Source organism: Yersinia aldovae 670-83, assembly GCF_000834395.1.
Lineage (GTDB): Bacteria > Pseudomonadota > Gammaproteobacteria > Enterobacterales > Enterobacteriaceae > Yersinia > Yersinia aldovae.
Genome location: NZ_CP009781.1, coordinates 843,957 through 870,787 on the forward strand (window position 1 = coordinate 843,957; position 26,831 = coordinate 870,787).

The window sequence follows — 26,831 nt, forward strand, 5'->3', positions numbered from 1 at the left end:
GTGAGAACTCAATTCTGAGTTAACAGAGGGGGTAGCGAGTGAGTATAGCTATTATCATTGGCACACATGGGGCTGCGGCAGAACAACTGCTAAAGACAGCTGAAATGATTTTAGGCGAGCAAAGTAATGTCGCTTATATCGATTTCGTCCCAGGTGAGAATGCCGAAACGTTGATTGAAAAATACGACGGTAAGTTGACCGGATTAGACACCAGTAAAGGTGTTTTATTCCTGGTTGATACCTGGGGTGGCAGCCCGTTTAATGCCGCCAGCCGCATTGCTATCGATAAAGAGAACTATGAGGTCGTCACCGGGGTTAACATTCCAATGTTGGCTGAAACCTTTATGGCGCGTGATGATGATCCATCATTTGCCCAATTGGTTGCAGTCGCGGTGGAAACCGGTCGTGAGGGCGTGAAAGCATTAAAAACGGTTAACCCTGATGTGGCTACCGCTCTCCCGCAATCCCCTGCCGCTGCACGTAAAGCTGCCGCAGCTCCTGCCGTCGCTTTAGGCCCGAATGATCATATGAAGATCGGATTGGCGCGCATTGATGACCGTTTGATACATGGTCAGGTCGCCACCCGCTGGACCAAAGAAACTAACGTAAATCGTATTATTGTCGTCAGCGACGAAGTTGCTGCCGACAAAATGCGTAGCACCTTGCTAAAACAAGTTGCTCCTCCCGGCGTCACCGCGCACGTCGTTGATGTTGAAAAAGCGATTCGCGTCTATGACAACCCGAAATATGCCAAAGACAGGGTCATGCTGTTATTTACTAACCCAACTGACGTCGTGCGTATGGTTGAGGGTGGTGTAGACATCAAGTCAGTCAATATCGGTGGTATGGCATTCCGTCAGGGTAAAACCCAGGTGAATAATGCGGTCTCCGTTGATGAAAAAGATATTGAAGCTTTTAATAAACTCAATGCGCGTGGTATTGAGCTGGAAGTGCGTAAAGTCTCTTCGGATAGCCGACTCAAGATGATGGATTTAATCAGCAAACTTAATAAATAGCTTTATTAAAAACACGTAGAAAGGTAATGCCCTGTTCTGTTTTGGAACACGGTTATTTTACTCAGCTTTTTTGGTCATAGGAGAAGTACAATGGAGATCACTACTCTTCAGATTGTGCTGATATTTATCGTTGCCTGTATCGCCGGGATGGGTTCCATTCTGGATGAGTTCCAATTTCACCGCCCTCTCGTTGCTTGTACTCTGGTAGGTCTGGTTCTAGGTGATATGAAAACCGGTATTATTATCGGCGGTACCTTAGAAATGATCGCGCTCGGCTGGATGAACATCGGTGCTGCTGTCGCACCTGATGCCGCGCTAGCGTCAATTATTTCGACCATTCTGGTTATTGCTGGTGGTCAAGACATCGGTGCCGGTATTGCTCTGGCAATTCCGTTGGCGGCAGCCGGTCAGGTATTAACCATCATCGTTCGTACCATTACCGTGGCCTTCCAACACGCCGCCGATGGTGCCGCCGAACGTGGCAGCCTACGCGCGATAACCTGGATCCACATTTCTGCCCTGTTCTTGCAGGCGATGCGTATCGCTATCCCTGCCCTGATCGTTGCCCTGTCTGTTGGGACATCTGAAGTTCAGATGCTGCTCAGCTCGATTCCTGATGTGGTTACCAGTGGCTTGAACATTGCCGGTGGTATGATCGTCGTAGTCGGTTACGCCATGGTTATCAACATGATGCGTGCTGGCTACCTGATGCCATTCTTCTACTTAGGTTTCGTCACTGCCGCATTCACCAACTTCAACCTGGTGGCCTTGGGTGTTATTGGCGTGGTTATGGCCTTGCTGTATATCCAGCTCAGCCCGAAATACAACAAGTCTCAAGTTGTACAGTCTGGCCCGTCAAATAATGATCTTGATAACGAATTAGACTAGGAAAAGGTGAGAGAAATGGTTGATACAACAACTGTGCTTGATAAAACCAGTGTTGATAAAACAACGACTGGTGAAAAGAAACTCACGCCCGCCGATATCCGCGGTGTGTTTATCCGCTCTAACCTCTTCCAAGGGTCGTGGAACTTCGAACGTATGCAGGCGCTGGGTTTCTGCTTCTCTATGGTACCGGCCATTCGTCGCCTGTATCCGGAGAATTCGGAAGAGCGCAAACAGGCAATCAAACGCCATTTGGAATTCTTCAACACCCAACCCTTCGTGGCCGCCCCAATTCTGGGTGTCACGCTGGCGATGGAAGAACAGAGAGCCAATGGTGCAGAGATTGACGATGCAGCAATCAACGGGATCAAAGTCGGTCTGATGGGGCCGCTGGCCGGTGTGGGTGATCCTATATTCTGGGGTACGGTGCGCCCGGTATTGGCGGCGCTCGGTGCCGGTATCGCGATGAGCGGTAGCTTGCTTGGCCCGTTGCTGTTCTTTGTTCTGTTTAACCTGGTTCGTTTGCTGACGCGTTATTACGGTGTGGCCTACGGCTACAAAAAAGGCGTCAATATCGTCAGCGATATGGACGGTGGCCTGCTACAAAAACTGACGGAAGGGGCGTCTATCCTCGGCCTCTTTGTTATGGGGGCTTTGGTCAACAAATGGACACACGTCAACATTCCGGTGGTGGTGTCCAAAATAACCAATCAAGCGGGTGAAACCACTGTCACTACGGTACAAACCATTCTTGACCAGTTGATGCCAGGCTTGGTGCCATTACTATTAACCTTCGGCTGCATGTGGTTATTACGCCGTAAAGTTAACGCACTGTGGATCATTATGGGCTTCTTTGCCATCGGTATCTTCGGCTACTGGATTGGCTTCCTGGCACCATAATTCTACGGTTAGATTGAGCAAAACCGGGGGAATAACCTCCGGTTTTTTATTTCGGATATATACCCATACCTAATAAATTTCACAGTGCAGGATGGCGGAAAATACACCTGCAATTTGCAAGATAAAGGGTATGTTAGGAGTTTTTGCATGTCGGTTACTGATGCCATCCTCGTGGTTTTTATCGCCCTACTGCTAGCTTATGCCATCTTCGATGAATTCATCATGAACATGATGAAAGGTAAAACCCGGCTACAAATTCACCTGAAACGTAAAAGTAGACTCGATTGCGCTATCTTTGTCGGATTAATTGGCATCCTTATTTACAATAATGTCATGGCGCACGGTGCTGCCTTAACCACTTATTTATTGTTAGGTTTAGCGTTAATTGCAGTCTATATTTCTTACATTCGCTGGCCCAAGTTATTGTTAAAAAATACAGGTTTCTTCTACGCCAATACCTTTATTGAATACCATCGGATAAAAAGTATGAATTTATCTGAAGATGGCATTTTAGTGATTCAGTTAGAACAGCGTCGGTTACTGATCCAAGTTAAACAATTAGATGACCTGGAAAGAATTTATAATTTTTTCCTTGAAAATCAATCATAAAAATAACAACTGGGAATGAAATCAATTAACTAACAACTTGATTGATTAATTTCCCAGCAAAATACAAACGTCCCCCAGCGCTTATTTCCACACCGTTATTGATGCTTATATACTCTATTCTTGCTAATCCTGCGTTAATGAAAATCATTATCAATATCAATTGATATACCTTATTCTATTTGGGGTTGTGAATATAATAATTTATATGTTAAGGTTGCGCCGTTCATGGGGAGTAGCCGGTTTCTGTGCAATATATCAGCGGATATGTTGATAAGCAGAAACGCCCGTATCAACATACTCGTTTCATCTATTGAAGCGTGGTGCGGGCAGCCTTGGTAAGGTTGGCGAGACCATAGACACGTAGCTCCGTCGTTAGGTTGGGGGTGGGTTACGTGTATATGGAGCCGCCCGGCCGAGTCTATTTCTATGAATCTATCTGCAACACTTATTCTTGCTTTTGCTATGTCTATGGACGCATTTGCCGCATCAATTGGTAAAGGCGCTAGCCTGCACAAACCTCGCTTTAGAGAAGCTATCCGCACAGGTCTGATATTTGGCGTAATAGAAGCGATAACTCCGCTCATTGGCTGGTGTATCGGCCTGTTTGCCAGCCAGTATATTCTGGAATGGGATCACTGGATTGCTTTCAGTCTGCTGTTTATTCTCGGATGCCGCATGATATTTGAAGGCGCAAAACAGCAGGTCGAAGAAAGCGAAAAAATGCGCAGCCACAGCTTCGGGGTATTAGTCATGACCGCGATTGCCACCAGCCTTGATGCTATGGCCATTGGTGTTGGTTTGGCATTCCTGCAAGTGAACATTGTTCACACCGCAATGGCGATTGGGTTAGCCACCATGATTATGGCAACACTCGGGATGCTGATTGGCCGCTATATTGGCCCGCTGCTGGGTAAACGCGCGGAAATTATCGGTGGCATTGTGCTGATAGGTATCGGCTTTAATATCCTTTACGAGCACATCTATCGCCTCGCCTAGTGGCGAAGAGCTTTTATTCTCACGGTAAAATAAAGCCCAGATAAAAAATAAACCCCGCGTTCGTGGAGAACTGCGGGGTTTTTATTCTATCAACTATCGGCAAATATCAATTCAGTATTAGAAATCCATTGAGACTGATAATTTCAGTGCTCGTGGGTCGCCCTGATAGATGTAAGTGCCAGAATCTTCAACCGACTCCCAGTAACGTTCGTTGGTCACGTTCTCAACGTTAGCACGCCATGTCAGGCTAGTATCTTTCATTGGCATGGTATAACGCACGCCCAAGTCCAGACGCGTCCAAGGTTTCAGTTTCAAGGTATTGGCTTCGTTGGCATATTGGGAACCAGAGCGCACTACTGTACCGGTTGCGGTCAGGCCTTCAACCACAGGAATATCATATTCGCCGCCAAACACTAACTGGTAGTTGGCAACACCGACGGCATCATTGCCGTTATTGGCACTGTCAGCCGCTTTGGTCAGTTTAGGGTCTAACCACGTTGCGCTCGCTAACAGACGGGTACCAAATACCGGTTCGCCGAATACATTCAGCTCAATACCGCGGTTGCGTTGTTCGCCGTAGAAACCATAGACGTTAGTCGCTGGATCAACCATACCCGTTGGTCGGGTGATTTCAAACAGAGCCAACGTACCACCGTAGCGTTGGTTATCAAACTTCACACCGATCTCATTCTGTTTGGAATGAATAATGCCCGGAATTTGACCTGCGTTAACCACCGGCTTGCCATTAAATTGATAAGGCGCGGATTTGCCCGGCCCTAACGCTTCAATGTGGTTAGCATACAGAGAGACTTTCTCCCACGGCTTGACCATGATGCCGTAAATTGGCGTGACCTTCATCGCATCCAGTGAACCTGCGCTATTTGGCACTCCGCTGTCGAAGTTGCGAACGGTGACTTCCTGACGGCGCACACCCAGCATCAATGATACTTTGTCATCCATCATCGATAAGGTATCAGACAATGAAAGCCCCGAAGCACGAACCTGACTATTCAACTGCGGATCCTGATTTGCGCTAAAATAAATTGGATTACTTGACGTCGGTGGGAAGAGAATTAGACCCGGATTATAGATGTTAGTTTCTACAGGTTCTGACATGTTAAAGGCTGATTTAGCCGTACGATAGTTAGCGGCATAACCCAGATTGACTTTGTGCGTAACGAAGCCAGTATCAAAATGACCCCGAACCCCCCCCAGACCGGCAACAGAATCAGCAACATACGGCACATACAGACGAGAAATCGTGGCATCACCATTATTGGCGCTGGTCAGAGATGGCGAACCATACTGACCGGTTTCTTCATTACGGCTGGCACCCACGGAACCATAGACCGTCCAGTTCTGGCTGACATCATACTCACTGCGCAGCATACCGAAGGTGGTCTCCATATCGGTATACACCCACGACTGACCGTAGTTTAAAGAATTTGATGGCGGTTCTGGTATCACTGTCGCGCCACCAATGGCGACATCAGTACGCATATGATGAATAGTTTGCTTCTGATAACCCACATCCAATGAGGTCCGCGCGCGGTCACCGCGGTAATCAAGACCGGTCGAAATGGCGGTCAGACGATTTTTCTCATCGTTAATCGCTGTTTCACCTTCGCGATGCAATACGTTTACCCGTACACCAAATTGGTCGTCATCGCCATAACGGCGGCCAATATCCAGCCCACCACCAATTTGTGAGGCAGATTCATAATCTAAGCTGACGCGAGTCAGTGGTGTATCACCGGCGCGTTTAGGTTCCAGATTGATCATCCCGCCTACCCCGCTGCCGCTTGGGGAAATACCGTTAATAAAGGCATTAGCACCTTTAAATACTTCAACTCGCTCAACCATGCTGGTAGAGACTATCTGGCGTGGTAACACGCCGAACAGACCACCGAATGAAATATCATCGCCATCGAGGTTGTAACCACGAATGCGATAGTTTTGTGACGGGTTACCGTAACCGCGCACATTCTGCACTGACGCGTCATTTTTAACCACATCAGCAATAGTATTTGCCTGCTGATCCTCAATCATCTTAGAGGTGTAACTAATCACGTTAAATGGCACGTTGCGCGCGTCTTGCTGCCCAAGGAAACCAATACGGCCACCATTCGCCACCTGACCATCTAAATAGGTTGGAATTAAATCATTGCCACCGGCCCGGAAAGTTTCCTGAGTGCCGACGACAGTAATGGTGTCAGTTTTTGCAACGTTCTCGGTTGCAGTTTTATCCGCAGTAGTCGTGGTATTTTTCGTGCTTTTAGCTGTATTTTCAGCGGCAGTAGCAGACCATGCCGAAGCCGATAAGGTGCCTAATGCTGCACCGATCATGACGCACAATAGGCGCGGTGCAAGCCGCCTCTGATCGATGCTACGAGATGTTGCCTGATTCATCGTGTTAATGCCCCTGAAGTTTGCAAATATATCACTAATGAGAATGCTTATTATAAGGATTCAGGATTATCCGTATAACACTTCTCAATGCAAGCATTTCCGCAATTCAGCATATAAATTATTGTTTTTTTTTGATGACGTGAATGGATTGAATAAAGCATGTAATACAGATGATAACTACAGGTAACGACATGGCGAAAATTGCCTGCGATCAACGCGTGGCACCCTGCTGTTTATACGGTTATTTTCACTGCTTGCTCAGCAAGTAGATGCTGATCAAAATATCGCTAATTACGCTGTGATATATAAAGTTCATCATCTGATAACTTTGAAGGGAAGATATGCCGTACTTCACGGTCAGTATCGTTTTGCATAATGCAGTGGATGGCGACTATGAGGCACTTAATAAAAAAATGGTCGATGCAGGCTTTACCCGCCTGATAGGTAGAGAGAAAATCTATAAATTACCTGAAGGAGAGTTCAATTATGAGAGTGGTATATCGAATAAACAAGAAGTTGCTGATTTAGCACTAAAAATTGCTGAGGGAATACGCTTCGTTCCCTCTGTTCTTGTAACGGAGTCCGGAGGGCGAACATGGCGCAATCTGGATCTAAAATAACAAACCTGTAATATATAAACTTATAAATTTGAGTTAAGTGTGTTATTTATTCTTCATCAGGGACATTCTTCATTAATATGATAATGCCATTTATTCCGCCCACGGTGTGGCATGAGTTTAATACTGAATTTATACAAAGTTATGCATTCGAGGCCTGCCATTGACAGGCCAGAGCAAGCTCTTACTCGCACTCGATCGCATCCCGTTCTTTGCGGCGATGTAGCGCAATAACAAAATCCGTTTCGCAGACAAAAGATTGTCGGGCGGCCAATGCCTGTCCACACTCGATAGAGGCGCGCCAGGCGAAAGGTGTCATCTGCAATAAATTAAAACCTTGTTTACCAGGCAACTTCATTTCATAAGCCAGCCTTTCACTACTGACCCGTTCGAACCCTTCCAGATGCTCTTCATTATCCGCATGGAGCTGCACTTCAGAATAAATAAGGGCTTTAAGCTGATAAAGGTGACGTGGACCGGGTGCTACAGTGACCACAATCCCACCGGGCTTGATAGTGCGGGCCAGTTCTGCTGCTTTGCAAGGCGCATAAATACGTAACATCGCATCAAGTGTTGCATTGGCAAAAGGCAGGCGGTGACTGGATGCAACACAGAAGTTAACCTTAGGGTAGCGCTTGGCCCCATATTTTACCGCGACTTTGGCTACATCGAGGCCGAAAACAGCCATTTGCCGCACTCGGTTTAACCGGTCAGCTACGGCGGCAGTGTAATAGCCCTCACCACAACCGATATCCAGTAGCATGGTGGCATCAAGCGGCAATGCCTCATCGAGTATTTCGGCCACCCGCTGTTGTAAGGGTTGGTAATAACCCGCATCCAAAAATGCCCGCCGCGCCTGCATCATCTCAGGGCTGTCTCCGGGTTGCTTTGAACCTTTATGCTGCACCGGCATTAAATTGACATAACCCTCTTTGGCGCAATCAAATTGATGATTATTGCTGCAACGCCATTGCTGCTGGTTTAGCTGCAAGACCTGATGACAAAGGGGGCATTGATAAGACATGGTTGAAAGTTCCAGATAACAGATAAATAACCGCCAGAATAGCGGGCAGATGCGGCGTTAGTCTAAAGAAGCACACCCTTTGTTGCAAGCTGCCACCGGCCTGTTACACAAGTTATCCTAGTAATCACTTGAGATTAGCTGTGGCGAGTCCCATCGGAGGGAATGGCATCCGGTGCAACATTCATGGTACGCAATATTTGCCCCATAATATCGCTAAATACCGGAGCCGAAACTGCCCCACCGTAATACTTACCGCCTTGTGGGTTATTAATGACCACCACCAAAGCAAATCGCGGCTGGCTGGCTGGGGCAACACCGGCGGTATAAGCAATATATTTATTCACATACTGCCCATTAAGGCCGATCTTCTTGGCGGTACCGGTTTTAACCGCCACCCGATACCCTCTGACTGCAGCTTTAATACCACCACCTCCTGGTAGCGCGACACTTTCCATCATGTGCTCAACCTGACGAACCAAGGCTTGCGGAAAGACCTGCGTCCCCAAGACCGGCGGATCAACCTTTGTTATCGATAATGGCCGGTAGATGCCGAAGCTACCGATAGTGGCGTACACCCGAGCCAGTTGCAGTGGCGTCACCATCAGGCCGTAACCAAAAGAAAATGTTGCACGGTCTAAATCGCTCCAACGCTGGCGGTGGGGCATCAAACCGCGGCTTTCACCGGTCAGGCCCAACTGAGTCGGTTTGCCTAAACCAAACAAGCTATAGGTTTGTATCAGTGCGGAAGCGGGCATGGCCAAGGCCAGACGAGACACGCCGACATCACTCGACTTTTGCAAAACACCGGTCAACGACAGTGCTGGGTAAAGCGCCACATCTTTAATTTGGTGGCCACTGAGGATATAAGGGTGAGTATCCAGCACCGTATCTGGTTGTACCAGATGCCGCTGTAATGCGGTCATTACCACCATCGGTTTCACGGTCGAACCGGGTTCAAAAATGTCACTGATAGCCCGATTACGGAAATTCTCTTCCGGCGTGGCGGCACGATTATTGGGATTAAAGAGAGGATAGTTAGCCATCGCTAATACCTCGCCGGTATGAACATCAATCACAATAGCTGAACCAGAGTCGGCCTTATTAAACATTACGGCATTCGTCAGCGCATGTGAGGCTTCTGCCTGTAACCGCTCATCAATGCTCAGTTGAACATTCTGTGCCGGATGGCTATCGGTAGAAGAAATATCCTCGACCACTCGGCCAAAACGATCTTTACGCACGACACGGCTCCCTGCGGTGCCATTTAGTAGTGAGTTAAAGCTTTTTTCAACACCTTCAATGCCTTGAGCATCAATATTGGTGAAACCCACCAGATTGGCGGCAATATCACCGGCAGGATAAAAGCGGCGTGATTCGGCTTTTGTCGCGATACCAGGCAGTTTAAGTCGTTGAATATAATCGGCAACATCCGGTTCTACCTGCCTTGCCAGATAGATAAAACGGGCGGCTGGCGCTTGGTTAATCCGGTTGATTAAGTAATCTAACGGTAAATTTAACGCTTGGGCTAACGCCTGCCAACGCGCTGAATTGCCCGCGCCACCTTGCTCAAGCACGATTTTCGGATCAGCCCAAATGGCCTCAACCGGCACACTGACCGCCAGCGGCTGCCCGTTACGGTCAGTAATCATGCCTCGCGAATTCTGCGTTACCACCACCCGCAATGAACGCATATCTTCTTCTTTGACTAACGGATCAGGCTCAATAACTTGTAACCAAGCAACGCGAGCTAACAGGCCGGCCAACGACATGAAAATAGCCCCGCATAGCAAGCTAAAACGCCAGCGGATAAAGTTGTTATTGTCATTTTTTACTTTAGAGATCACTGGGATCAATCCTGAATGGTCGCCACTTACATAGCCGTCATTAGACCCCATCTCCAGTGAAAACTGAGATAAAACAGTGATACAAGATGCGTTATTTTGCAACAATTCGCTAACCGTGCTTTTTATCAGAAAAGGTGACTGGTCAACAACTTAAAAATCGGCTTACACTGAGTGAGCACTTTTTCTCTCTCAGGTAAGCCTTATGATCGATTTTTCACCACAACTTAGCCAAATCACAGCAATACGCCACGGTTTTGGGAGTAAATCCGTATTATTACCTGAGTGCCTACAGCCTTATCAGGCTTCTCAGGCCAATAAAAAGCAGGTTCATGGTACGACCATTATTGATGTAACAGAACCAGGGCAACAGTGTGGCGAAGCTGATGGGCTTTATACCGCTCAGCCCGGCATCTTATTAACCGTGCTGACAGCAGATTGCTTGCCGATTATCTTCAGTCAGCGCCAGGGGAAAGGAATCGCGGTTGTTCATGCCGGATGGCGTGGGTTATTGGATGGCATTGTTTTACGTATGATCGAGCGTATTTCCCGCGATGACGAGCCAGCTAATTGGGTGGCCGCTATTGGGCCTGCCGCCCGCCCCTGCTGTTATCAAGTTAATGAAGAGTTGGTCGAACGCTTTATTGATGAATTGCCGATGGCGAGAAATATCATTACGCCACGTTTTCGCCACCTTAATCTGGCGGCTATTGCCGAAGACCAATTACGCAGCGCAGGGATTTTGCTTATTGACCGGGTGGGCAGTTGCACTATATGCACGACGACGGCAACAGAGGCGGGCACTCAAGCACAGTTCAAATACACCAGCTTTCGCCGAACCTGCCAGCAACAGGCTATTAACCCCCATCACCCCGGAATTAAAGGCCGCAATCAATATTCCGGCTTGATTATATTGCCTTAATAGGTGGATAGCGGTTCTGCTATTTTTTAACGTAAACAAGTGACTGAACCGAAAAAACCCGCACAAAGGCGGGTTTTTAACAGCAAAAGAGCTGGTTAGATTGCAGTAACGTTTACTGCAGACGGACCTTTCTGACCGTCTTGGATTTCGAACTCTACGTTCTGGCCTTCAGCCAGGGTTTTGAAGCCATTACCCTGGATTGCAGAGAAGTGTACGAACACATCTTTGCTGCCGTCAGCTGGAGTGATGAAACCGAAACCTTTAGACTCGTTGAACCACTTAACTTGACCTTTGATCTTTGCCATCTTGAGTATTTCCTTTGGATTGTTTAACTCGCCCGTAGGCGTTTACATAGACAAACTAGAGTCGTTACTGCTTGAGGCACTAAGATAAGGATCGGCAGAGAAGCGGTATTCAACGCTAACGTCTTTACTCAGAACTTCTTTACTGAAAATGCCACACATATACAGAACTGTACCTCGTTTTACCCATATGCGTTATCACATACTCTGTATTCGATGGCAAGCCATTTTTAATGAAGGGTGAACCTGTCGCACATATTTAAAACTATTACACATAAAAAATGCGTAAATATGCCAAAATTTGTTGAAGGTTATCGTATTTTCTGCTCTATTTTATTATACTGTCACATTGTGCTTTCTTGCTGTTTTTTAACATTTAATCTAACTTTTTTTATAATACTGCTTACGTCACCACCTTCCATTCTATAGTTAAGATATTAGGTAAGAAAAACGGATTGCATAAACTTTATTAGCATTAAATATATAAAAATTGAATATATAATCTGTATGAATGAACACCCTTCTCAATCCACCTATCGTTTATAGACGTTTGTTTTCGATGAGCTAACCCCTTACTTAACCTCAGGTTATTATCTATAGATGAATAATGTCACTTATTATTTAAATTCGTTAAAACTTTGTTTGTCTTCTTTTCAAAAAATAAGAAATCAGTAATGAATGTAAAGTCCGATAAGACATTTATCTAAAAAGTAAAGATGAATAATAAATAGACATATGAATTATTAAAACATAATTATCTTAATGACAAGTTCTGATGTTAGAATCGTTTAATAAAATCTATTCACAAGCTATGACGCACTAAAATGGTGCGTTCATGCTTCAAAAAACAGGTATAAATATACGGGTAATAATGATTTATTAGTCACTTTTGAACCCGATCAAATCACTCGTTTCGCTGGCATTTCGTGCTTAAAAATAAAAAGTCGGATATTTCTTGATGTGCTATTCTTGAGTTTTAATTACTCTGTCGCACAGTTTTAAACTCTATATTACCTTTTCGTTATAGAATCGTTTAGGTTTAGGGTTATATCCTCTACTTAATTATAAATTATGTGTTAATTGACAATACACCTTTGATAAGTACCAAGATTGTCTGATGCACAGAGATCTTATTTCCCTTATCAGCATCAGAGATCTACATCATGAATTATAAACACATTATCAGCACCTGCATGTTGAGTGGGTTATCGTACGGCTTGGTGTTACCCGCTCTGGCAGAGACTGCCCCACTAGCCACCCAACCCTCTGTTGCTCATGAGCCGACGGATCTCACCGACAATGGCAACTTGTGGCAGCGTCTGATGCGCAATATCTCCCTCGCCTGGGACTCCCCTAATCAGGAGCTGTATATCCCACTGAACACCTGGCATAACCGCTGGACCTATGATGATGACAAGATAGCGTCATACAACGAGCGGCCGTGGGGCATCGGTTATGGTAAGTATCGCTATGATGAGGATAACAACTGGCACGCAGTCTATGCGATGGCGTTTATGGATTCACACAACGAAGTTGAGCCAATCATAGGATACGGCTATCAAAAGATGTGGATACCCGGTGAGATGGACGGGTGGCGTTTTGGTGTAGGATTTACGGCCAGTATCACGGCTCGTCATGAGTATCATTACATCCCAATTCCGTTGCCATTACCATTGCTTTCAATTGAGTATAATAAGTTTGCCTTACAAACCACCTATATACCTGGCACTCATAATAACGGAAATGTCTTGTTTACCTGGATGCGTTGGCAATTCTAATTGAAGATTTTATTAAACTACTTACCCCACTTATAACCATATTATAAACGTGGCTATGGGGGGTGTTAGGAATTAATATCAATTAGCGTCAACGATCCAAATCAGTGCAACGATGTTTGTCTATTAAAATACGCTTAACTTTTTACTAATTTGACACTGTGCTGTAAACAAAAAGATATTAGACCTGATACGTTCTTTGATTTAAATAGCCGGATATGCTGTACACATATCCGGCTGTGCTATCGCCTTATTGCTAACCGGCTAGACTGCATTTGAATCATTAACTTCAGTTAATCTATTTTTATGTTTGCGGCGGGTGAGGATAAAACCACACCATAATAATACGACCCAAACGGGCATCATTAACACTGAGATCTGAACCCCCTCAGTGAGATACATAATGACCAGAATGAAGGCAAGAAATACCAGGCACAGATAATTACCGTAAGGGTACCACAAGGCTTTAAAGCGTGGTTCGCTCCCCTCTTTCATCTTGGCCGCGCGGAATTTCAGGTGAGCCAGACAAATCATTACCCAATTGATAACTAGCGTCGATACCACCAGAGCCATCAATAGCTCGAAAGCTTTACCCGGCATGACATAGTTAATCACCACACCGGCTGAGGTAGCCAATGCTGAGAGCGCAATGGACAAGATAGGCACACCGCGTTTATTCACTTTGGTCAGCAACTTAGGTGCATTACCTTGCGATGCCAGGCCAAACAGCATTCGGCTGTTGCAATACACACCACTGTTGTATACCGATAGCGCCGCTGTCAGAACCACTACATTCAGGATGGTGGCGACCAGATTGCTGTCCAGTGCATGGAAGATCATCACAAACGGGCTACCGCCTTCCACGACATTGCCCCACGGATAAAGGGAGAGCAGCACCGTCAGCGAGCCGATATAAAAAATCAGGATACGGTAAACCACTTGATTGGTTGCTTTTGGAATGCTGTGCTGCGGATCTTCTGCCTCTGCGGCAGTGATACCCACCATTTCCAGTCCGCCGAAAGAAAACATAATGACCGCCATCGCCATCACCAAACCGCCAAGGCCATGAGGCATAAAACCGCCTTGTGCCCAGAGGTTAGTCACTGAAGCGCCCGGCCCACCGGAGCCTGATGCCAACAAATAAGCACCGAACACAATCATACCGATAATAGCCGCAACTTTTATGATAGCGAACCAGAATTCAGTCTCACCGAACATGCGAACGTTTATTAAATTGATGGCATTAATCAGAACAAAGAACACTGCGGCTGAAACCCATGTGGGTATCTCCGGCCACCAATATTGAATATAGATCCCCACCGCAGTCAGTTCAGCCATACCCACCAGGATAAACATGGCCCAGTAATTCCAACCGGATAAGAAACCGGCAAAATCACCCCAGTATTTATAGGCAAAATGGCTAAATGAACCGGCAACAGGTTCTTCAACAACCATTTCACCGAGCTGCCGCATGATGAGAAATGCGATAAAACCGCCAATGGCATAACCCAGGATTACCGAGGGGCCAGCCATTTTGATGGTCTGCGCTATCCCTAAGAATAATCCGGTACCTATCGCCCCACCCAAAGCAATAAGCTGAATGTGTCTATTTTTTAAACCGCGTTTTAGCGTTGAATCCTGCAACTGCTCTTCCATCCTATCCTCTGCCGCACCCATGACACAGTGCGTTTCATAAATGAATCTGCGGCGGTTTTTTAACACTTAAACCCGCCAGCATCAAGGATAAAGGTAGTTTGATGCCTGTTGGATAGGCATCTATAAATTTAATTAATTTAAGTAATTCGTTTCATTGAGCAAGGGCAGCATGAATCCATGCCATAAACTTGAGCTAATCAAGGCAACAATGCCGCAACACCACAGAGTTTACTCAGATTACGAGCACCAATCATTAATGTTGCGACATAAGACTGACGTCGGGTAACAACTTCAACAGCAACACGATTATTTTTGTAACGAATAAGATAAGTTGAAGGCCAGCCTTGACGCCGCTCACCATAAGATTTTTGATGATGGTCAATCGCGGCATGAGCAATGACCAAGTGAGACAAATTTAAATCCCCTTTAATAATACGTTTCATCATCAGCCCCAGAAGATCAGTAACAGATCTGTTATTCATCGCTATTCCCTCACCAGTAAAATACGCGTGGGATAGACATTCTTGCTGAAAATAGTCACTTATCTGTTCAAACATCCTGGCTGAGCAGATAACAAATCATGGCGGCACGCAACGGGCTTTGGCTATAAGCCTGCCATTCACCTTGCGGATTAGTCATTCGGGCATTCCACTGATTATTGTCATTAACATCGGGGGAATAAATACCAATCTTGTTGGCATAAATAATAGGCCATGCATCGGAGGGATTCTTACAGTAATCCTTGCCCTTAATACCGCCGTAAGGATACCACTTACCGGGGTCCTCACCGGTTAGCAGCGCAATCCCTCGATTCACTTCACTGTCACTTTCTTCATACCATTTAATCATCTTAAGTCACCGATTCTATGAAAAGTCATGGCTACATTACGGTGAGAATAAGACAGATTTATGACAAATGACGGGGTTTATTTTTTATTGATAAGGGGGGCCGGAATTAGCTGACACTGCAAGATAGCAGTGCCAGAATCGGAAAATTATCTTTCCGGAATAAAGCCTTTGAAGTCGAGCGGGGAAACAACATCTTCATCGTCTTGCCCAACCTTGACACCGGTGGCATTTTCCAACAATGCATTAAGCAATTCTGTTTGCCGTTTTTGCTGTTCGGCTATCTCTTGCAATAAACTAACTTGTTCATTCGCTCGTACACTGGCGCGACTCAAAAAGAACCAAACTATTAAGAGGAAAATAACGATAAGCAGTGACAAAGCGATGGAGGCGATCCCGAAAGCGCCCATATTTGTATCCAACATTGACTACCCTATTACATGCATGAGGAAGGCACTATCTTATCACTCTGCCCACTATAAAGGTGAATCAGAGAATGACGAATAACATGATTAATAATAACTAAGTGGGATAATTTCTCCTTAAAATTAAATAAACGAGCAGCAATCTACCGTTACCAAGGAATAATTGTCGTAATAGTACAAATACCGGTAGAGAAGCCCCCGCCCTGATCGCAGTAGCTGTCAAGAGCTAATAGATAAAACAAGCAACAAACGGCAATGATAGCAACCGCCGCAACAAGTTTTTTTATGTTCAAATCAGGCACCTTTCTCAACATTTTTTCTAATTATACTGCATTAGACATGAACCATTTATAGCCAAGATGTAATTACTCATGTTGAATATATCACCAACAGCATTTTCTTCTAGCATATGACTTTTTAAGCTTATAAATCAATATTATTTAGGATTTTTACTATTAACTAACACATCATTACAATCTAAACTGTTAAGTACACTGTTTAGAAAAAAGCAAAGTTAATTATCTGGAGTGATTACATGAGTCTATTCCGCGTGTTACTGGTAATCGCCATTATCTACCTCGCCCTGCTCTTTTCAGGTTACGGCGTACTTATTGGTAGTGAAAAAAATGCTGCTGGCATCGGTTTGCAGTGTAAGTATCTAACCGCCAGAAATGTCGCTACAGCCCAATATATCAATGGCGAAAATGGCATTATCGGTATAACTAACTGCCCATTGTTCAAGAAGATAGGCAATAATGTGTTCGAATAACTGTGCTGCGGGCTTGTTATAAGCCCGCAGCACACTGTAGTGCGAATTCTCATTCCATTACAGCTACAGCACCCCATCGTTACGATACCGATGGGCCATGCGCTACTTTTGTGTGAACTTCATGTCAATGAGTGCAATTGCTTTTTCTATCGCCCGCTTGGTCACAGGGTCTGCACCGACAGGATGTGTGGAGAAATCAATAGTTTTGAGCTGATGTGACATTTTATCGCGTATCTCAGCCGGTGCAATAACATCAATAACATCAAGGATCTGCTTAATGACTAGTTGGCAAGCAACCAAGTCAGAGACTAGCTCTTGGTCATTAGTGAACATTTCAGACATAAATAATTCCATCAAAATAATATTTTTAAGGATATCACGCTAATAGACAGATTTCCTTAGTCCTATGTGTCATTGACTGGCTTGGTTCGAAGAGAAATGCTGTATAGATCTTTTGGGGCGGAATTGGGGCGTAAAAAAACCAGGTTTGATAGCTATCAATCACCTGGTTCCAGAAAGTGTCATTACATTCATACCAATCACAATCTTCCTATTCTCACAGTTCATCCCCTCCAGCACCTTTGCTGTTATGCAAGACCATTACTGGCATCTTTAGAAAGACGGTCACGCCCACAACCGCTATCAGAGTCATAATCACTGTTATCAACATGCGATCACCTCATCATTCTTGATTTCTATTTTTCCAAACTTAGCCTTTAAATCCCCAATAAATGCTCTTTTCAGATGGTACAACGTCTTTACTATGGCACCAGATAACGCTTTTGCCAAACCCTGACTGAAAAGTCTTTTTTGTGCATTCTACACCTTAATGGCCGGTTCAGTGTTTTGTGTTGTTCGATTCAACTTGTGTATAATGCAATACTCTCAATCAGAAAAAACAGACTAAAAAATGTCACAAGAAAATCATCTCGCGTTAGTCTGCGCCCTCAGTAAATGGGTCGAAACCCACTTAGGAAGGGTCATCTACCTCGAAGAGCTAGCTGCTTACTCAGGCTATTCACTTTGGCATATGCAAAAAATATTCAAAGAAGTTACCGGCGTATCACTAGGTAAGTACATCAGAGAAAGGCGTTTGGCGGGAGCCGTTTATCAACTAAGAAGCAGTGAGAGCACTATTTTCGATATTGCTTTGGATTTTGGCTTTGGCTCACAGTCACACTTTACATACATGTTCAGAAAACGCTACGGCATAACGCCGTATGACTTCAGACAAAATACAGATATTGATCTGAATATCGCACTACCACTGCATGCGATTAATCAGAAGCTAGCATGACATGCCGCTATTCCTCATTTCGCCTGAGATGCGTACAAGTGCAATCCGGCGAATAATACCCTTCAGTCCTTTTTGTAGCAATTTTGCACATCGATGAATTGTACTTCGTTACGTTGACGATCAGCCATGTACGTCATCACAAACATTACGCTAACGACGATGAGTGCAGCCATCAATAAACCAATCAGTGCGATGACTTTATTATCATCAAACAAACTCTTATCCACATAGTCTCCCTAATATCTGTAGTTCATCAAATCAACCACAGGATCGCAATCAAGGTCATTGCAATCAGCAAACATGATGTTGTTAGTAAAACCACGAGCGCAAACTGCGCATCGCCAATGCCCGTGGGGTAATCACTACCTTGGGCGATATCTTTTTGTTTTTTCAAAGCAATACCTGCAAATGAACGCTCATCAGCCACAACTCGCATAAGAAGAATCGTGCTTATTATCAAATACCGTCAGTGATAAAAGAACATCAGACCATTTCAATATTGAGTTATAACCACACGATCCTGTCGTAGTCTGCGTTATAGATCAAGCCCATCCATTGTAAAGTTAAAGGCATTAGACAGACACATTAATAACTATTAAGTATTTTGACCTCTAGAAAGAGCACACGATGCCACGTACTTCATTTAACCGTTTCGCGATAAACAGCCGAATCGTAACGCGACATAGATAGATCGAATCGCCATTATACCGAGATAATGCCCGTCGCCAGACTGTATATCGCAGCAGTGGCAGCAATAATTGCCACCGCAAAAAGGCACTTTTCAATCGGCATAAATACGGGTTTATTCTGCTCACGCTTTGCAATAATGAACAACATAGTTCCTGGGCCGTAAATCACCGCCGATAACAAGATATACTTCAGGCCACCCGCATAGACCATTAATAGCGCATATAGCGTTGCTATCAATGCAAGGATGAGATCTTTTTTATGGCTGGATGAGCCAGGCAGGTAAGTTTCCTGAGTCCAGGCAAGTTTCAGCCCATAAGCGGCAACCAAAAGATACGGGATCAAAACCAGTGAACTGGTTAATTCCAGAGCAAGTTGGAAAGCATATTCAGTAAAGAGAGTGACAATTAAGAATAACTGGATGAAAATATTCGACATCCACACGGCTGCTGAAGGCACTCCACGCTTATTCTCGGTTGCAAATATCTGCGGCATGATGTCGCTTTTCGCGGCAGAATATAGCGCTTCAGCCGCCAGCAGCGTCCAGGACAGATAAGCGCCCATGACCGAAATAATCAGGCCAACACTGATAAATATCGCTCCCCAGCGGCCAACAATATGCTCCAATACACCGGCCATTGAAGGCTGGCGTAAAGCTGCAAGCTCCGGGCGCAGCAGCACACCATAAGAGAGCATGGTGACCAATACCAACAGGCATAGCACACCAATAAAGCCCAATACCGTTGCGATACCAACGTGCTTTCTATCCTTGGCATAGCGGGAATATACACTCGCCCCTTCAATACCCACGAATACAAATACCGTGACCAGCATTGTGCTACGAACCTGCGAGAATAAAGATTGGGATGTCGCGCCTATTTCCAGCGCCGCATGGCCGGTATAGCCATAATCATCAAGATGGGAGAGATCCCCCACAGCGCCCAACGCATCACTACCCCAGAAATTCAATGCAAAAGTGTCAGTGCGAAAGGCAAATGCCAGCACGATAACAAAGATAAATATCGGAATAACTTTAGCAAACGTGGCTATAGTATTAATCGCCGCGGCTTCTTTGATACCGCGCAGCACCATAAAATGAAAACTCCACAAGATACATGAAGCAATCAAAACGGCCAATAATGTATTACCATCACCAAATATCGGGAAAAAAGCCCCCAGTGTGGATTTGATCAAAACAAAATAGGATACGCTGCCAATACAGGCTCCAGCCCAAAAACCAATTGCAGAAGCGAAGCCAGCATAATCACCAAAACCCGTTTTAGCATAAATATAAACGCCAGAGTCCAGATCAGGCTTACGTTGTGCTAACGTCTGGAATACAAAAGCCAGCGCGAGCATCCCTCCCCCCGCAATAATCCAGGCAATAATGGCACCGAACCCTCCGGTTGCACGGCCAAATGTAGCAGGTAAAGAAAAAATGCCAGCACCGATCATGGAACCTACTACCAAAGAGGTTAATGACCATAATGACAGTTTTTTAATTGATAAATCCGCCATATTCAGTTCCATATACATTGGTTAATACAATGTAAAACAGAATAGCCTAATAGGTGACGAAGTCCTATAGATGCTATTCAGGGAATAGGTAAGCGTCTCATAAAATTTTGACTAAATAATAACGATGGTAGCCCCCAACCACATTCTCTAATGTCATTTTTAATTGGTAACCGTGCTTTTCATAGAAAGGCCGGGCCTGGAAGCTGAATGTATCTACTTGAGCGAATTGACATCCGCGTGAAATAGCCTCCTGCTCTGCCGCCTGCATCAATTTACTGCCTGCCCCCGAAAGACGTAATGTGTCGGATACCCATAGATATTCAATACTTAGGCAATTCCCTAAGGTATAACCGGCAATTCCGCCCAGCTTCTCATCTTGTTCGCCGGTGATAAATACAGCTAAAGGCTTACGGCCATTATCCCCCACGAATTTACGGTTAAACGCTTTTAGTCCATCTATGATTTCCGCTATATCCGCAGACGTTGGGGTATCAGTTATCGTCAGTTTCATTGCTATTACTCCTCTCTATTAGCTCACTAACAATACTCGATATAATGCAGACTTCAATGGCTATTCCTGTAAGTATCCCAGCTTTAGTTCCACGCACTTTTTGAGATTTCCGGGTTTTCAGCCATCAGCCGGTATTCTTCCGGTGTCAGGTTATTCAGGGATTCATGGGGCCGCTCACTGTTATATTCATTCAGCCAACGTTCCGTAATTTCCCGTGCTTCGTTCAACGTTCTAAACAGGTAAAAATCCAGTATTTCTGTCCGGTACGTCCTGTTAAACCGTTCGATAAATGCGTTTTGCGTCGGTTTGCCCGGCTTGATAAATTCCAGCATCACGCCATGCTCTTCGGCCCATTGCGCCAGAGCCAGTGATATCAGTTCCGGCCCATTATCCATCCGCATCTTCAGCGGATATCCACGGTTTGCTACTATTCTGTCTAGCACCCGCACGACCCGTTGCGCCGGGATATTTAGGTCAATTTCGATAGCCAGAGCTTCACGGTTAAAATCATCGACAACATTGAAAGTCCGAAAACGTCGGCCACATGTCAGCGCGTCGTGCATAAAATCAATCGACCAACTTTGGTTCAGGGCTTCCGGCGTTGCCAGCGGAGCCGGATTGCGTATCGGCAGACGTTGTTTACCCTTACGACGAAAATTCAGTTTCAGCAGACAGTAAATCCGGTGTACGCGCTTGTGGTTCCAGACGTGTCCCTGCCTGCGAAGTACCTGAAAAAGCTTCTTAAAGCCGTAGCGGGGATAGCGCTCGGCCACCTCTGTCAGCATTTGGATCACCGGTTCATCACGTCGTGTATCCGGTTGATAACGAAACACCGTCCTGCTCAGCGATAACGTCCTGCATGTCTGGCGTATGCTCATCGTAAACTGCGTGGTCAGATAGTTGACGAGCTCACGCTTTATCGCTGGTTTTAAAGCTTTTTTTCGATGACGTCTTTCAGTGCCCGGCATTCCAGACTCAGATCGGCAAACATCTGCTTCAGACGACGATTCTCGTCCTCAAGATCTTTGATTTTTTTGATGTCAGCGGCTTCCATCCCGCCATATTTCGCCTTCCAGTTGTAATAGCTGGCTTCGGAAATAGCAGCCTCACGGCACACATCTTTGACGGTCCTGCCCGCTTCGACTGATTTCAGTACGGCGATGATCTGGTGCTCTGTGAATCGGATCTTACGCATAGCGATCTCCTCAGGTGACATAATCAGTATGTCGGAAGATCTCTAAAAGTGAATGGGCCGTTTTGAGGGGATACTTACACTCCCATCGAAAATATTTTTATTGGCGGCCAATAATCACCAAAATTAATGCTATTAATAACCATTTACATTTATAATGCTGCAAACCGTTTCTCTTCGATACTGACACTGAATTCTTCATTTGTAACTGCTAAGGATGCCTTAATGCTCCGCCGTTTCTTTTCTTACTACGCCCCGTATAAAGGGCTTTTCTACCTGGATTTTGGCTGCGCTATTCTGGCGGGATTACTGGAACTGAGCTTCCCAATGGCGGTAAAGTTATTTATCGATAAGTTGTTACCTAATCAGGACTGGGTGCTGATTCTATGGGCAGCAACCGGTTTGTTACTGATTTATCTGCTAAATACCGCGCTGATGGCAATTGTGAATTATTGGGGTCATGCTCTTGGGGTCGGCATCGAAACCGACATGCGCCGTCAGGCATTTAGTCACCTGCAAAAGTTGTCATTCAGTTATTACGACAATACCAAAACCGGACACATCATTACTCATGTCACTAAAGACCTCGAAGAAGTGGGGGAGATTGCTCATCACGGCCCGGAAGATCTCTTCATCGCGATAATGACCTTTATTGGCGCATTTATCCTGATGGCTTCCGTTCATCTTCCGCTGGCGATGGTTACCATCATTATCGTGCCCTTTATGACTTATCTGGTCAGCCGTTACGGTGCGCAAATGACAGACACCTGGCGGCAGCTTTTCGGCCAGGTAGGGAATTTCAATGCACGCATAGAAGAGAGCATCGGTGGAATCCGGGTAGTGAAAGCCTTCGCCAATGAATCGCACGAGAAAAAGCTGTTCGCAAAAGATAACGAAGACTATCGCACCACTAAGCTGCGCGCTTATCGCATCATGACCACCAGCATGACCATGAGCTATCTCAGCACCCGTTTGGTACAGCTAATCGTCATGGTGGTGGGAACTTGGTATGTGGTACATGGCCAATTGAGCTACGGTGGATTTGTCGGTTTCTTGCTGTTGGTTGAGGTCTTTTTCCGCCCTGTGGCAAAAATCACCTCGGTATTGGAAAGTTATCCCAAAGGGATCGCCGGTTTCAAACGATTCACTCAACTGATTGATACATTGCCTGATATTGTTGATAAACCTCATGCAAAGTCGGTAGGACATTTGCACGGAGATATTCACTATCAGCATGTTAACTTTGGTTATTCACCCCATAATCCAATTTTTATTAACATGAACCTGCAAATTCGCGCGGGTGAAACGGTGGCATTCGTCGGGCCATCAGGGGCGGGTAAAACTACATTGTGCGCATTATTACCCCGTTTCTACGAGCTGGATTCTGGCAAAATCACCATTGATGGTATTGATATCCGTGATATGACCCAACAATCTCTGCGCAATAATATCGGTATTGTGCAGCAGGACGTCTTCCTGTTTGGTGGTTCAATCAGAGAGAACATTGCCTACGGCAAGCTGGATGCCACTGACGACGAAATCATGGCGGCAGCACGGCAAGCGCGGCTGGATGAATTGATCGAGAACCTACCCGATGGGTTAGATACCGTCGTCGGTGAGCGTGGTGTGAAACTCTCTGGCGGCCAGAAACAACGGTTATCCATCGCCCGTATTTTCCTGAAAAATCCGCCAATTCTGATCTTGGACGAGGCGACATCGGCGTTAGATACGGCAACTGAGCAGGCCATTCAGCTCGCATTGACCGCGCTATCGCAAGGTCGGACTACGTTAGTGATTGCCCATCGCCTGGCGACAATTCAAAATGCCGATCGTATCATTGTGGTCGATAAAGAAGGCATTGTAGAACAAGGGGATCACCACGAGTTACTGGCCCGTAAAGGGGCTTACGCCAAACTGCATAATGCTCAGTTCAGTGCCGCTGGATAATCAGTAAAAACCCCCCGTTAACCCTTACGGGTGGTAAACTGGAGGAAAATTCAGCCAAAGCCATTCCATCGCGGGCATAAATAGGGTACAAGGACGCCATGAAAATTCCAAAACGAATCCAACCGCTGGTTGATGACGGCTTGGTTGACGAAGTCATCCGTCGTTTGAAAAGTGGCAAAGAAGCTGATGTGTACGTTGTCCGTTGTGGATCTGAGATCCGCTGCGCAAAAGTTTACAAAGAAGCAGAGAACCGCAGTTTCAAGCAGGCTGTTCAGTATCAAGAGGGGCGTAAGGTACGTAATAGTCGCAACGCCCGCGCAATGGCCAAAGGCTCCAAATTTGGCCGTAAGCAACAAGAAGAAACCTGGCAAACCGCTGAGGTGGATGCGCTGTTCCTATTAGCCAACGCCGGTGTGCGTGTTCCACAACCCTATGCATGTCTTGATGGTGTTTTGTTGATGGAGCTGGTGACCGATGAAGATGGTCTGGCAGCGCCGCGCCTCAGTGACGTGCCATTTACTAAAGAGCAGGCTCTGACTGACCACGCAATAATGATTCAGTATGTGGTACGCATGTTGTGTGCTGGGGTGGTTCACGGCGACTTGTCTGAGTTTAACGTCCTGATGGATAAAGACGGGCCGGTGATTATTGATTTGCCACAAGCCGTCAATGCCGCAGCCAATAACCACGCCAAAGCTATGCTGGAGCGTGATGTCGAAAATATGACGCAGTATTATGGTCAATATGCCCCTGAGTTACTTCATCGTAAATACGCCAAAGAGATGTGGGCGCTTTATGAAGATGGCAAATTGCATCCGGAAACTGAGCTAACCGGCGAGTTTGCTGAGAGCACCGAGGCCGTCGATGTCGAGGGCGTGCTTGATGAAATTAAAGCCGTCATTGCGGAAGAAGAAGAGCGCTTACGCGAGGCCCAGGATCACAACAGCTAAGCCGTTTACTCTTGCTACGAACACATTGCGGCTTGCCTCTGGCCCATGTTGACGTAGCAAGTTTTCTTTTAGCGCCAACTTCAATATCTGTAAGGTAAGTTATCGCCCCCCTCCCCCACATTAACTATTGTGGTACGGCAATCCAGGCAGGTCGTAATGATAGACCATATTTCCTGGCATCCCGTAACAGAGCGAGATAAAAGTACCCTCAATGACTATCGCGTCACTTGAAGCATTGAAATCGCTGTAGCGTGGGTAATACACCACATCATTGATGTATCAATGCACCAGATACCCGCGGGCAGCGGTTAAGACTCTGCCCGTGGTTGCCTTTGCGCCATAATACGATGCAAGTTCTCCTCCAGCCATACCGCCAGCCCTTCCACTTGCTGCTGAATCTCTTTCCCCAACGGCGTCAGCTTATATTCCACATGCGGCGGTACTACCGGATAAGCTATCCGCTCAACAAAACCGTCTTCTTCCAGATTCTGTAGCGTTTGTGCCAACATCTTCTCGCTGACACCACCGATTTTGCGTCTCAGCGCACTAAATCGCAGAGTTTCATTGCTCAAGGCAATCAATACCAATACCCCCCAACGGCTGGTGACTCGCTTGAGAATCTCTCGTGACGGGCAATCTACATTGAGTAACTCACCGCGCCGTACCCGTTCCGGGAATGAAATGTGGCGGTTCAAATTTTGCGATCCCATTATTTCGATACTAACCTTTTGGTGCGTACTTACGTAAAGTTAGTATATTGCATATGATGATCTTAAGAATGAATTTTTGGTGAGAAAACGGTTCCTTTTTGTCATCAACAGTCACCTTTTCCTATAAATGCAAACGTGGAGTTTCATTATGATCGCAGTTACTGGTGCCACCGGCCAATTAGGCCGTCTTGTTATCGACGCATTATTAAAAAAAGTCCCTGCCAGCGAAATCATTGCCGCCGTGCGCAGCCCTGAAAAAGCCAAAGATCTGGCAGACTTAGGCATCCAGGTGCGTAAAGCTGATTATAACTTACCCGCCACACTGGATTCCGCTTTTAGCGGCGTCGATAAGCTACTGCTTATTTCATCCAGTGAAGTCGGTCAGCGGATAGCACAACATACTGCCGTGATAGCCGCAGCCAAACGTGCCGGAGTCAAACTGTTGGCGTACACCAGCTTGTTACATGCCGATAAATCGCCATTGGGTTTGGGTGAGGAGCACCGGGCAACTGAGGCGCTGTTGCATGAATCTGGCTTGCCAGTCGTATTACTGCGCAATGGTTGGTACAGCGAGAACTATGCTGCGAGTATCGCGCCTGCGATGGCTCACGGCGTATTTATTGGGGCCACTGGCACTGGGCGGATCGCCTCAGCCGCGCGTGAAGATTATGCACAAGCAGCGGCTACCGTGCTGTTAATGGAAAATCAGGCAGGTAAGACCTACGAACTGGCGGGTGATGACATTTATACGTTGGCTGAATTCTCCGCTGAGATTGCCCGTCAAGTCGGTAAACCTATAGAATATCAGGATTTATCACAAGCTGACTTTAAGCAAGCCCTCATTGGCGCAGGTTTACCTGAAGGTTTTGCCAGTTTATTGGCAGATTCTGACGCGGGGGCAGCTAAAGGTGGGTTATTTGATGACAGCCATACCTTAAGCAAACTGATTGGCCGCCCGACAGCACCTTATGCTGATGTGATAGCCGCAACACTGGCGACACGTTAAGCCTTAGAATGGTATAAAGGG

The 26,831-nt window shown here is 45.9% G+C and carries 30 protein-coding genes and 1 riboswitch; of the genes, 13 read left to right on the forward strand and 17 right to left on the reverse strand.

Annotated elements, in window-relative coordinates:
* The first annotated feature begins 38 nt into the window (after nt 1–38).
* The 5 genes from manX to mntP all read left to right on the forward strand — a co-directional run bounded on the left by manX (nt 39) and on the right by mntP (nt 4,406).
* Nucleotides 39–1,016 carry a PTS mannose transporter subunit IIAB gene (gene manX, locus AT01_RS03970; protein ID WP_042546174.1) on the forward strand — a complete coding sequence of 326 codons (978 nt, stop codon included), beginning with the start codon at nt 39–41 and terminating at the stop codon, nt 1,014–1,016.
* 90 nt (nt 1,017–1,106) lie between these two features.
* Entirely contained in the window at nt 1,107–1,904 is a 798-nt protein-coding gene (locus AT01_RS03975) for a PTS mannose/fructose/sorbose transporter subunit IIC (protein ID WP_004701713.1), read from the forward strand.
* A gap of 15 nt (nt 1,905–1,919) precedes the next feature.
* Entirely contained in the window at nt 1,920–2,801 is an 882-nt protein-coding gene (locus AT01_RS03980) for a PTS mannose transporter subunit IID (protein ID WP_004701712.1), read from the forward strand.
* Between the two features lie 147 nt (nt 2,802–2,948).
* The gene (locus tag AT01_RS03985) at nt 2,949–3,410 is read left to right on the forward strand and encodes a DUF986 family protein (protein WP_042546175.1); all 462 of its coding nucleotides are present in this window, start codon (nt 2,949–2,951) and stop codon (nt 3,408–3,410) included.
* A gap of 215 nt (nt 3,411–3,625) precedes the next feature.
* Nucleotides 3,626–3,830: riboswitch (yybP-ykoY riboswitch) on the forward strand.
* Between the two features lie 6 nt (nt 3,831–3,836).
* Nucleotides 3,837–4,406 (forward strand): manganese efflux pump MntP, encoded by a 570-nt coding sequence (gene mntP / locus AT01_RS03990; protein ID WP_004701706.1) that lies wholly within the window; start codon nt 3,837–3,839, stop codon nt 4,404–4,406.
* Nucleotides 4,407–4,523: 117 nt separating this feature from the next.
* Here mntP and AT01_RS03995 read toward each other — a convergent pair whose 3' ends face one another.
* Nucleotides 4,524–6,815 carry a TonB-dependent receptor gene (locus AT01_RS03995; RefSeq protein WP_042546176.1) on the reverse strand — a complete coding sequence of 764 codons (2,292 nt, stop codon included), beginning with the start codon at nt 6,813–6,815 and terminating at the stop codon, nt 4,524–4,526.
* A gap of 341 nt (nt 6,816–7,156) precedes the next feature.
* Between AT01_RS03995 and AT01_RS04000 the strand changes: the two genes are divergently transcribed.
* A complete protein-coding gene (locus AT01_RS04000) occupies nt 7,157–7,435 on the forward strand; it encodes a hypothetical protein (RefSeq protein ID WP_004701701.1) in 279 nt (92 codons plus the stop codon).
* A 181-nt stretch (nt 7,436–7,616) separates the two neighbouring features.
* On the opposite strand, the gene rlmA is transcribed toward AT01_RS04000, so the two are convergent.
* Both rlmA and ftsI read right to left on the reverse strand, forming a co-directional pair.
* Nucleotides 7,617–8,456: a 23S rRNA (guanine(745)-N(1))-methyltransferase gene (gene rlmA / locus AT01_RS04005; protein WP_042546177.1), complete on the reverse strand. Its 840-nt coding sequence runs from the start codon at nt 8,454–8,456 to the stop codon at nt 7,617–7,619.
* 134 nt (nt 8,457–8,590) lie between these two features.
* A complete protein-coding gene (gene ftsI, locus AT01_RS04010; protein WP_042546178.1) occupies nt 8,591–10,300 on the reverse strand; it encodes a peptidoglycan glycosyltransferase FtsI in 1,710 nt (569 codons plus the stop codon).
* Between the two features lie 202 nt (nt 10,301–10,502).
* Between ftsI and pgeF the strand changes: the two genes are divergently transcribed.
* Entirely contained in the window at nt 10,503–11,219 is a 717-nt protein-coding gene (gene pgeF, locus AT01_RS04015; RefSeq protein WP_042546179.1) for a peptidoglycan editing factor PgeF, read from the forward strand.
* 95 nt (nt 11,220–11,314) lie between these two features.
* Here pgeF and cspE read toward each other — a convergent pair whose 3' ends face one another.
* Both cspE and AT01_RS04025 read right to left on the reverse strand, forming a co-directional pair.
* On the reverse strand, nt 11,315–11,524 hold the full coding sequence (gene cspE / locus AT01_RS04020) for a transcription antiterminator/RNA stability regulator CspE (protein WP_002221949.1): 210 nt from the start codon (nt 11,522–11,524) through the stop codon (nt 11,315–11,317).
* 42 nt (nt 11,525–11,566) lie between these two features.
* Entirely contained in the window at nt 11,567–11,683 is a 117-nt protein-coding gene (locus AT01_RS04025; protein ID WP_002211058.1) for a DUF2627 domain-containing protein, read from the reverse strand.
* A 1,001-nt stretch (nt 11,684–12,684) separates the two neighbouring features.
* On the opposite strand from AT01_RS04025, the gene pagP reads away from it, so the two are divergent.
* Nucleotides 12,685–13,299 (forward strand): lipid IV(A) palmitoyltransferase PagP, encoded by a 615-nt coding sequence (gene pagP / locus AT01_RS04030; RefSeq protein ID WP_004701668.1) that lies wholly within the window; start codon nt 12,685–12,687, stop codon nt 13,297–13,299.
* A gap of 261 nt (nt 13,300–13,560) precedes the next feature.
* On the opposite strand, the gene AT01_RS04035 is transcribed toward pagP, so the two are convergent.
* From AT01_RS04035 to mgrB, 5 genes are all read right to left on the reverse strand, one after another.
* Entirely contained in the window at nt 13,561–14,952 is a 1,392-nt protein-coding gene (locus AT01_RS04035) for an amino acid permease (protein WP_042546180.1), read from the reverse strand.
* A 197-nt stretch (nt 14,953–15,149) separates the two neighbouring features.
* On the reverse strand, nt 15,150–15,395 hold the full coding sequence (locus tag AT01_RS04040; RefSeq protein ID WP_042548489.1) for a DUF4060 family protein: 246 nt from the start codon (nt 15,393–15,395) through the stop codon (nt 15,150–15,152).
* 106 nt (nt 15,396–15,501) lie between these two features.
* Entirely contained in the window at nt 15,502–15,801 is a 300-nt protein-coding gene (locus tag AT01_RS04045; protein WP_004701661.1) for a phage protein NinX family protein, read from the reverse strand.
* Between the two features lie 146 nt (nt 15,802–15,947).
* A complete protein-coding gene (locus tag AT01_RS04050; protein ID WP_042546181.1) occupies nt 15,948–16,223 on the reverse strand; it encodes a YebO family protein in 276 nt (91 codons plus the stop codon).
* Nucleotides 16,224–16,372: 149 nt separating this feature from the next.
* On the reverse strand, nt 16,373–16,516 hold the full coding sequence (gene mgrB, locus AT01_RS22465) for a PhoP/PhoQ regulator MgrB (protein ID WP_071841563.1): 144 nt from the start codon (nt 16,514–16,516) through the stop codon (nt 16,373–16,375).
* Nucleotides 16,517–16,758: 242 nt separating this feature from the next.
* On the opposite strand from mgrB, the gene AT01_RS04055 reads away from it, so the two are divergent.
* Nucleotides 16,759–16,992 carry a YobH family protein gene (locus AT01_RS04055; RefSeq protein WP_042546182.1) on the forward strand — a complete coding sequence of 78 codons (234 nt, stop codon included), beginning with the start codon at nt 16,759–16,761 and terminating at the stop codon, nt 16,990–16,992.
* Nucleotides 16,993–17,094: 102 nt separating this feature from the next.
* On the opposite strand, the gene AT01_RS04060 is transcribed toward AT01_RS04055, so the two are convergent.
* Nucleotides 17,095–17,334: a DUF2766 family protein gene (locus AT01_RS04060; RefSeq protein WP_042546183.1), complete on the reverse strand. Its 240-nt coding sequence runs from the start codon at nt 17,332–17,334 to the stop codon at nt 17,095–17,097.
* Nucleotides 17,335–17,902: 568 nt separating this feature from the next.
* Between AT01_RS04060 and AT01_RS04070 the strand changes: the two genes are divergently transcribed.
* Nucleotides 17,903–18,289, forward strand: a complete 387-nt coding sequence (locus tag AT01_RS04070) for a helix-turn-helix domain-containing protein (protein ID WP_042546185.1) — start codon at nt 17,903–17,905, stop codon at nt 18,287–18,289.
* A gap of 62 nt (nt 18,290–18,351) precedes the next feature.
* On the opposite strand, the gene AT01_RS22020 is transcribed toward AT01_RS04070, so the two are convergent.
* From AT01_RS22020 to AT01_RS04095, 5 genes are all read right to left on the reverse strand, one after another.
* Nucleotides 18,352–18,516: a hypothetical protein gene (locus AT01_RS22020; RefSeq protein ID WP_004701652.1), complete on the reverse strand. Its 165-nt coding sequence runs from the start codon at nt 18,514–18,516 to the stop codon at nt 18,352–18,354.
* Nucleotides 18,517–18,542: 26 nt separating this feature from the next.
* The gene (locus AT01_RS04080; RefSeq protein WP_042546186.1) at nt 18,543–18,725 is read right to left on the reverse strand and encodes a hypothetical protein; all 183 of its coding nucleotides are present in this window, start codon (nt 18,723–18,725) and stop codon (nt 18,543–18,545) included.
* A gap of 266 nt (nt 18,726–18,991) precedes the next feature.
* Entirely contained in the window at nt 18,992–20,494 is a 1,503-nt protein-coding gene (locus AT01_RS04085; RefSeq protein WP_042546187.1) for an amino acid permease, read from the reverse strand.
* 97 nt (nt 20,495–20,591) lie between these two features.
* Complete coding sequence (locus AT01_RS04090; protein WP_042546188.1) at nt 20,592–21,005, reverse strand: GNAT family N-acetyltransferase; 414 nt, start codon at nt 21,003–21,005, stop codon at nt 20,592–20,594.
* 83 nt (nt 21,006–21,088) lie between these two features.
* A protein-coding gene (locus AT01_RS04095) for an IS3 family transposase (protein WP_144404905.1) occupies nt 21,089–22,200 on the reverse strand; the annotation gives its coding sequence in 2 pieces (ribosomal slippage) (nt 21,089–21,939 and nt 21,939–22,200; 1,113 coding nt in all).
* Nucleotides 22,201–22,422: 222 nt separating this feature from the next.
* Between AT01_RS04095 and AT01_RS04105 the strand changes: the two genes are divergently transcribed.
* The gene (locus AT01_RS04105; RefSeq protein WP_042546190.1) at nt 22,423–24,144 is read left to right on the forward strand and encodes an ABC transporter ATP-binding protein; all 1,722 of its coding nucleotides are present in this window, start codon (nt 22,423–22,425) and stop codon (nt 24,142–24,144) included.
* Between the two features lie 98 nt (nt 24,145–24,242).
* A complete protein-coding gene (locus tag AT01_RS04110) occupies nt 24,243–25,094 on the forward strand; it encodes a PA4780 family RIO1-like protein kinase (protein WP_004701640.1) in 852 nt (283 codons plus the stop codon).
* Between the two features lie 308 nt (nt 25,095–25,402).
* Here the strand turns inward: AT01_RS04110 and AT01_RS04115 are convergent, their stop codons facing one another.
* Nucleotides 25,403–25,813 (reverse strand): winged helix-turn-helix transcriptional regulator, encoded by a 411-nt coding sequence (locus AT01_RS04115; RefSeq protein WP_071841485.1) that lies wholly within the window; start codon nt 25,811–25,813, stop codon nt 25,403–25,405.
* A gap of 139 nt (nt 25,814–25,952) precedes the next feature.
* Here AT01_RS04115 and AT01_RS04120 point away from each other — a divergent pair, with 139 nt between their 5' ends.
* Nucleotides 25,953–26,810 (forward strand): SDR family oxidoreductase, encoded by an 858-nt coding sequence (locus tag AT01_RS04120; RefSeq protein WP_042546192.1) that lies wholly within the window; start codon nt 25,953–25,955, stop codon nt 26,808–26,810.
* The last annotated feature ends 21 nt before the right edge of the window (nt 26,811–26,831 follow it).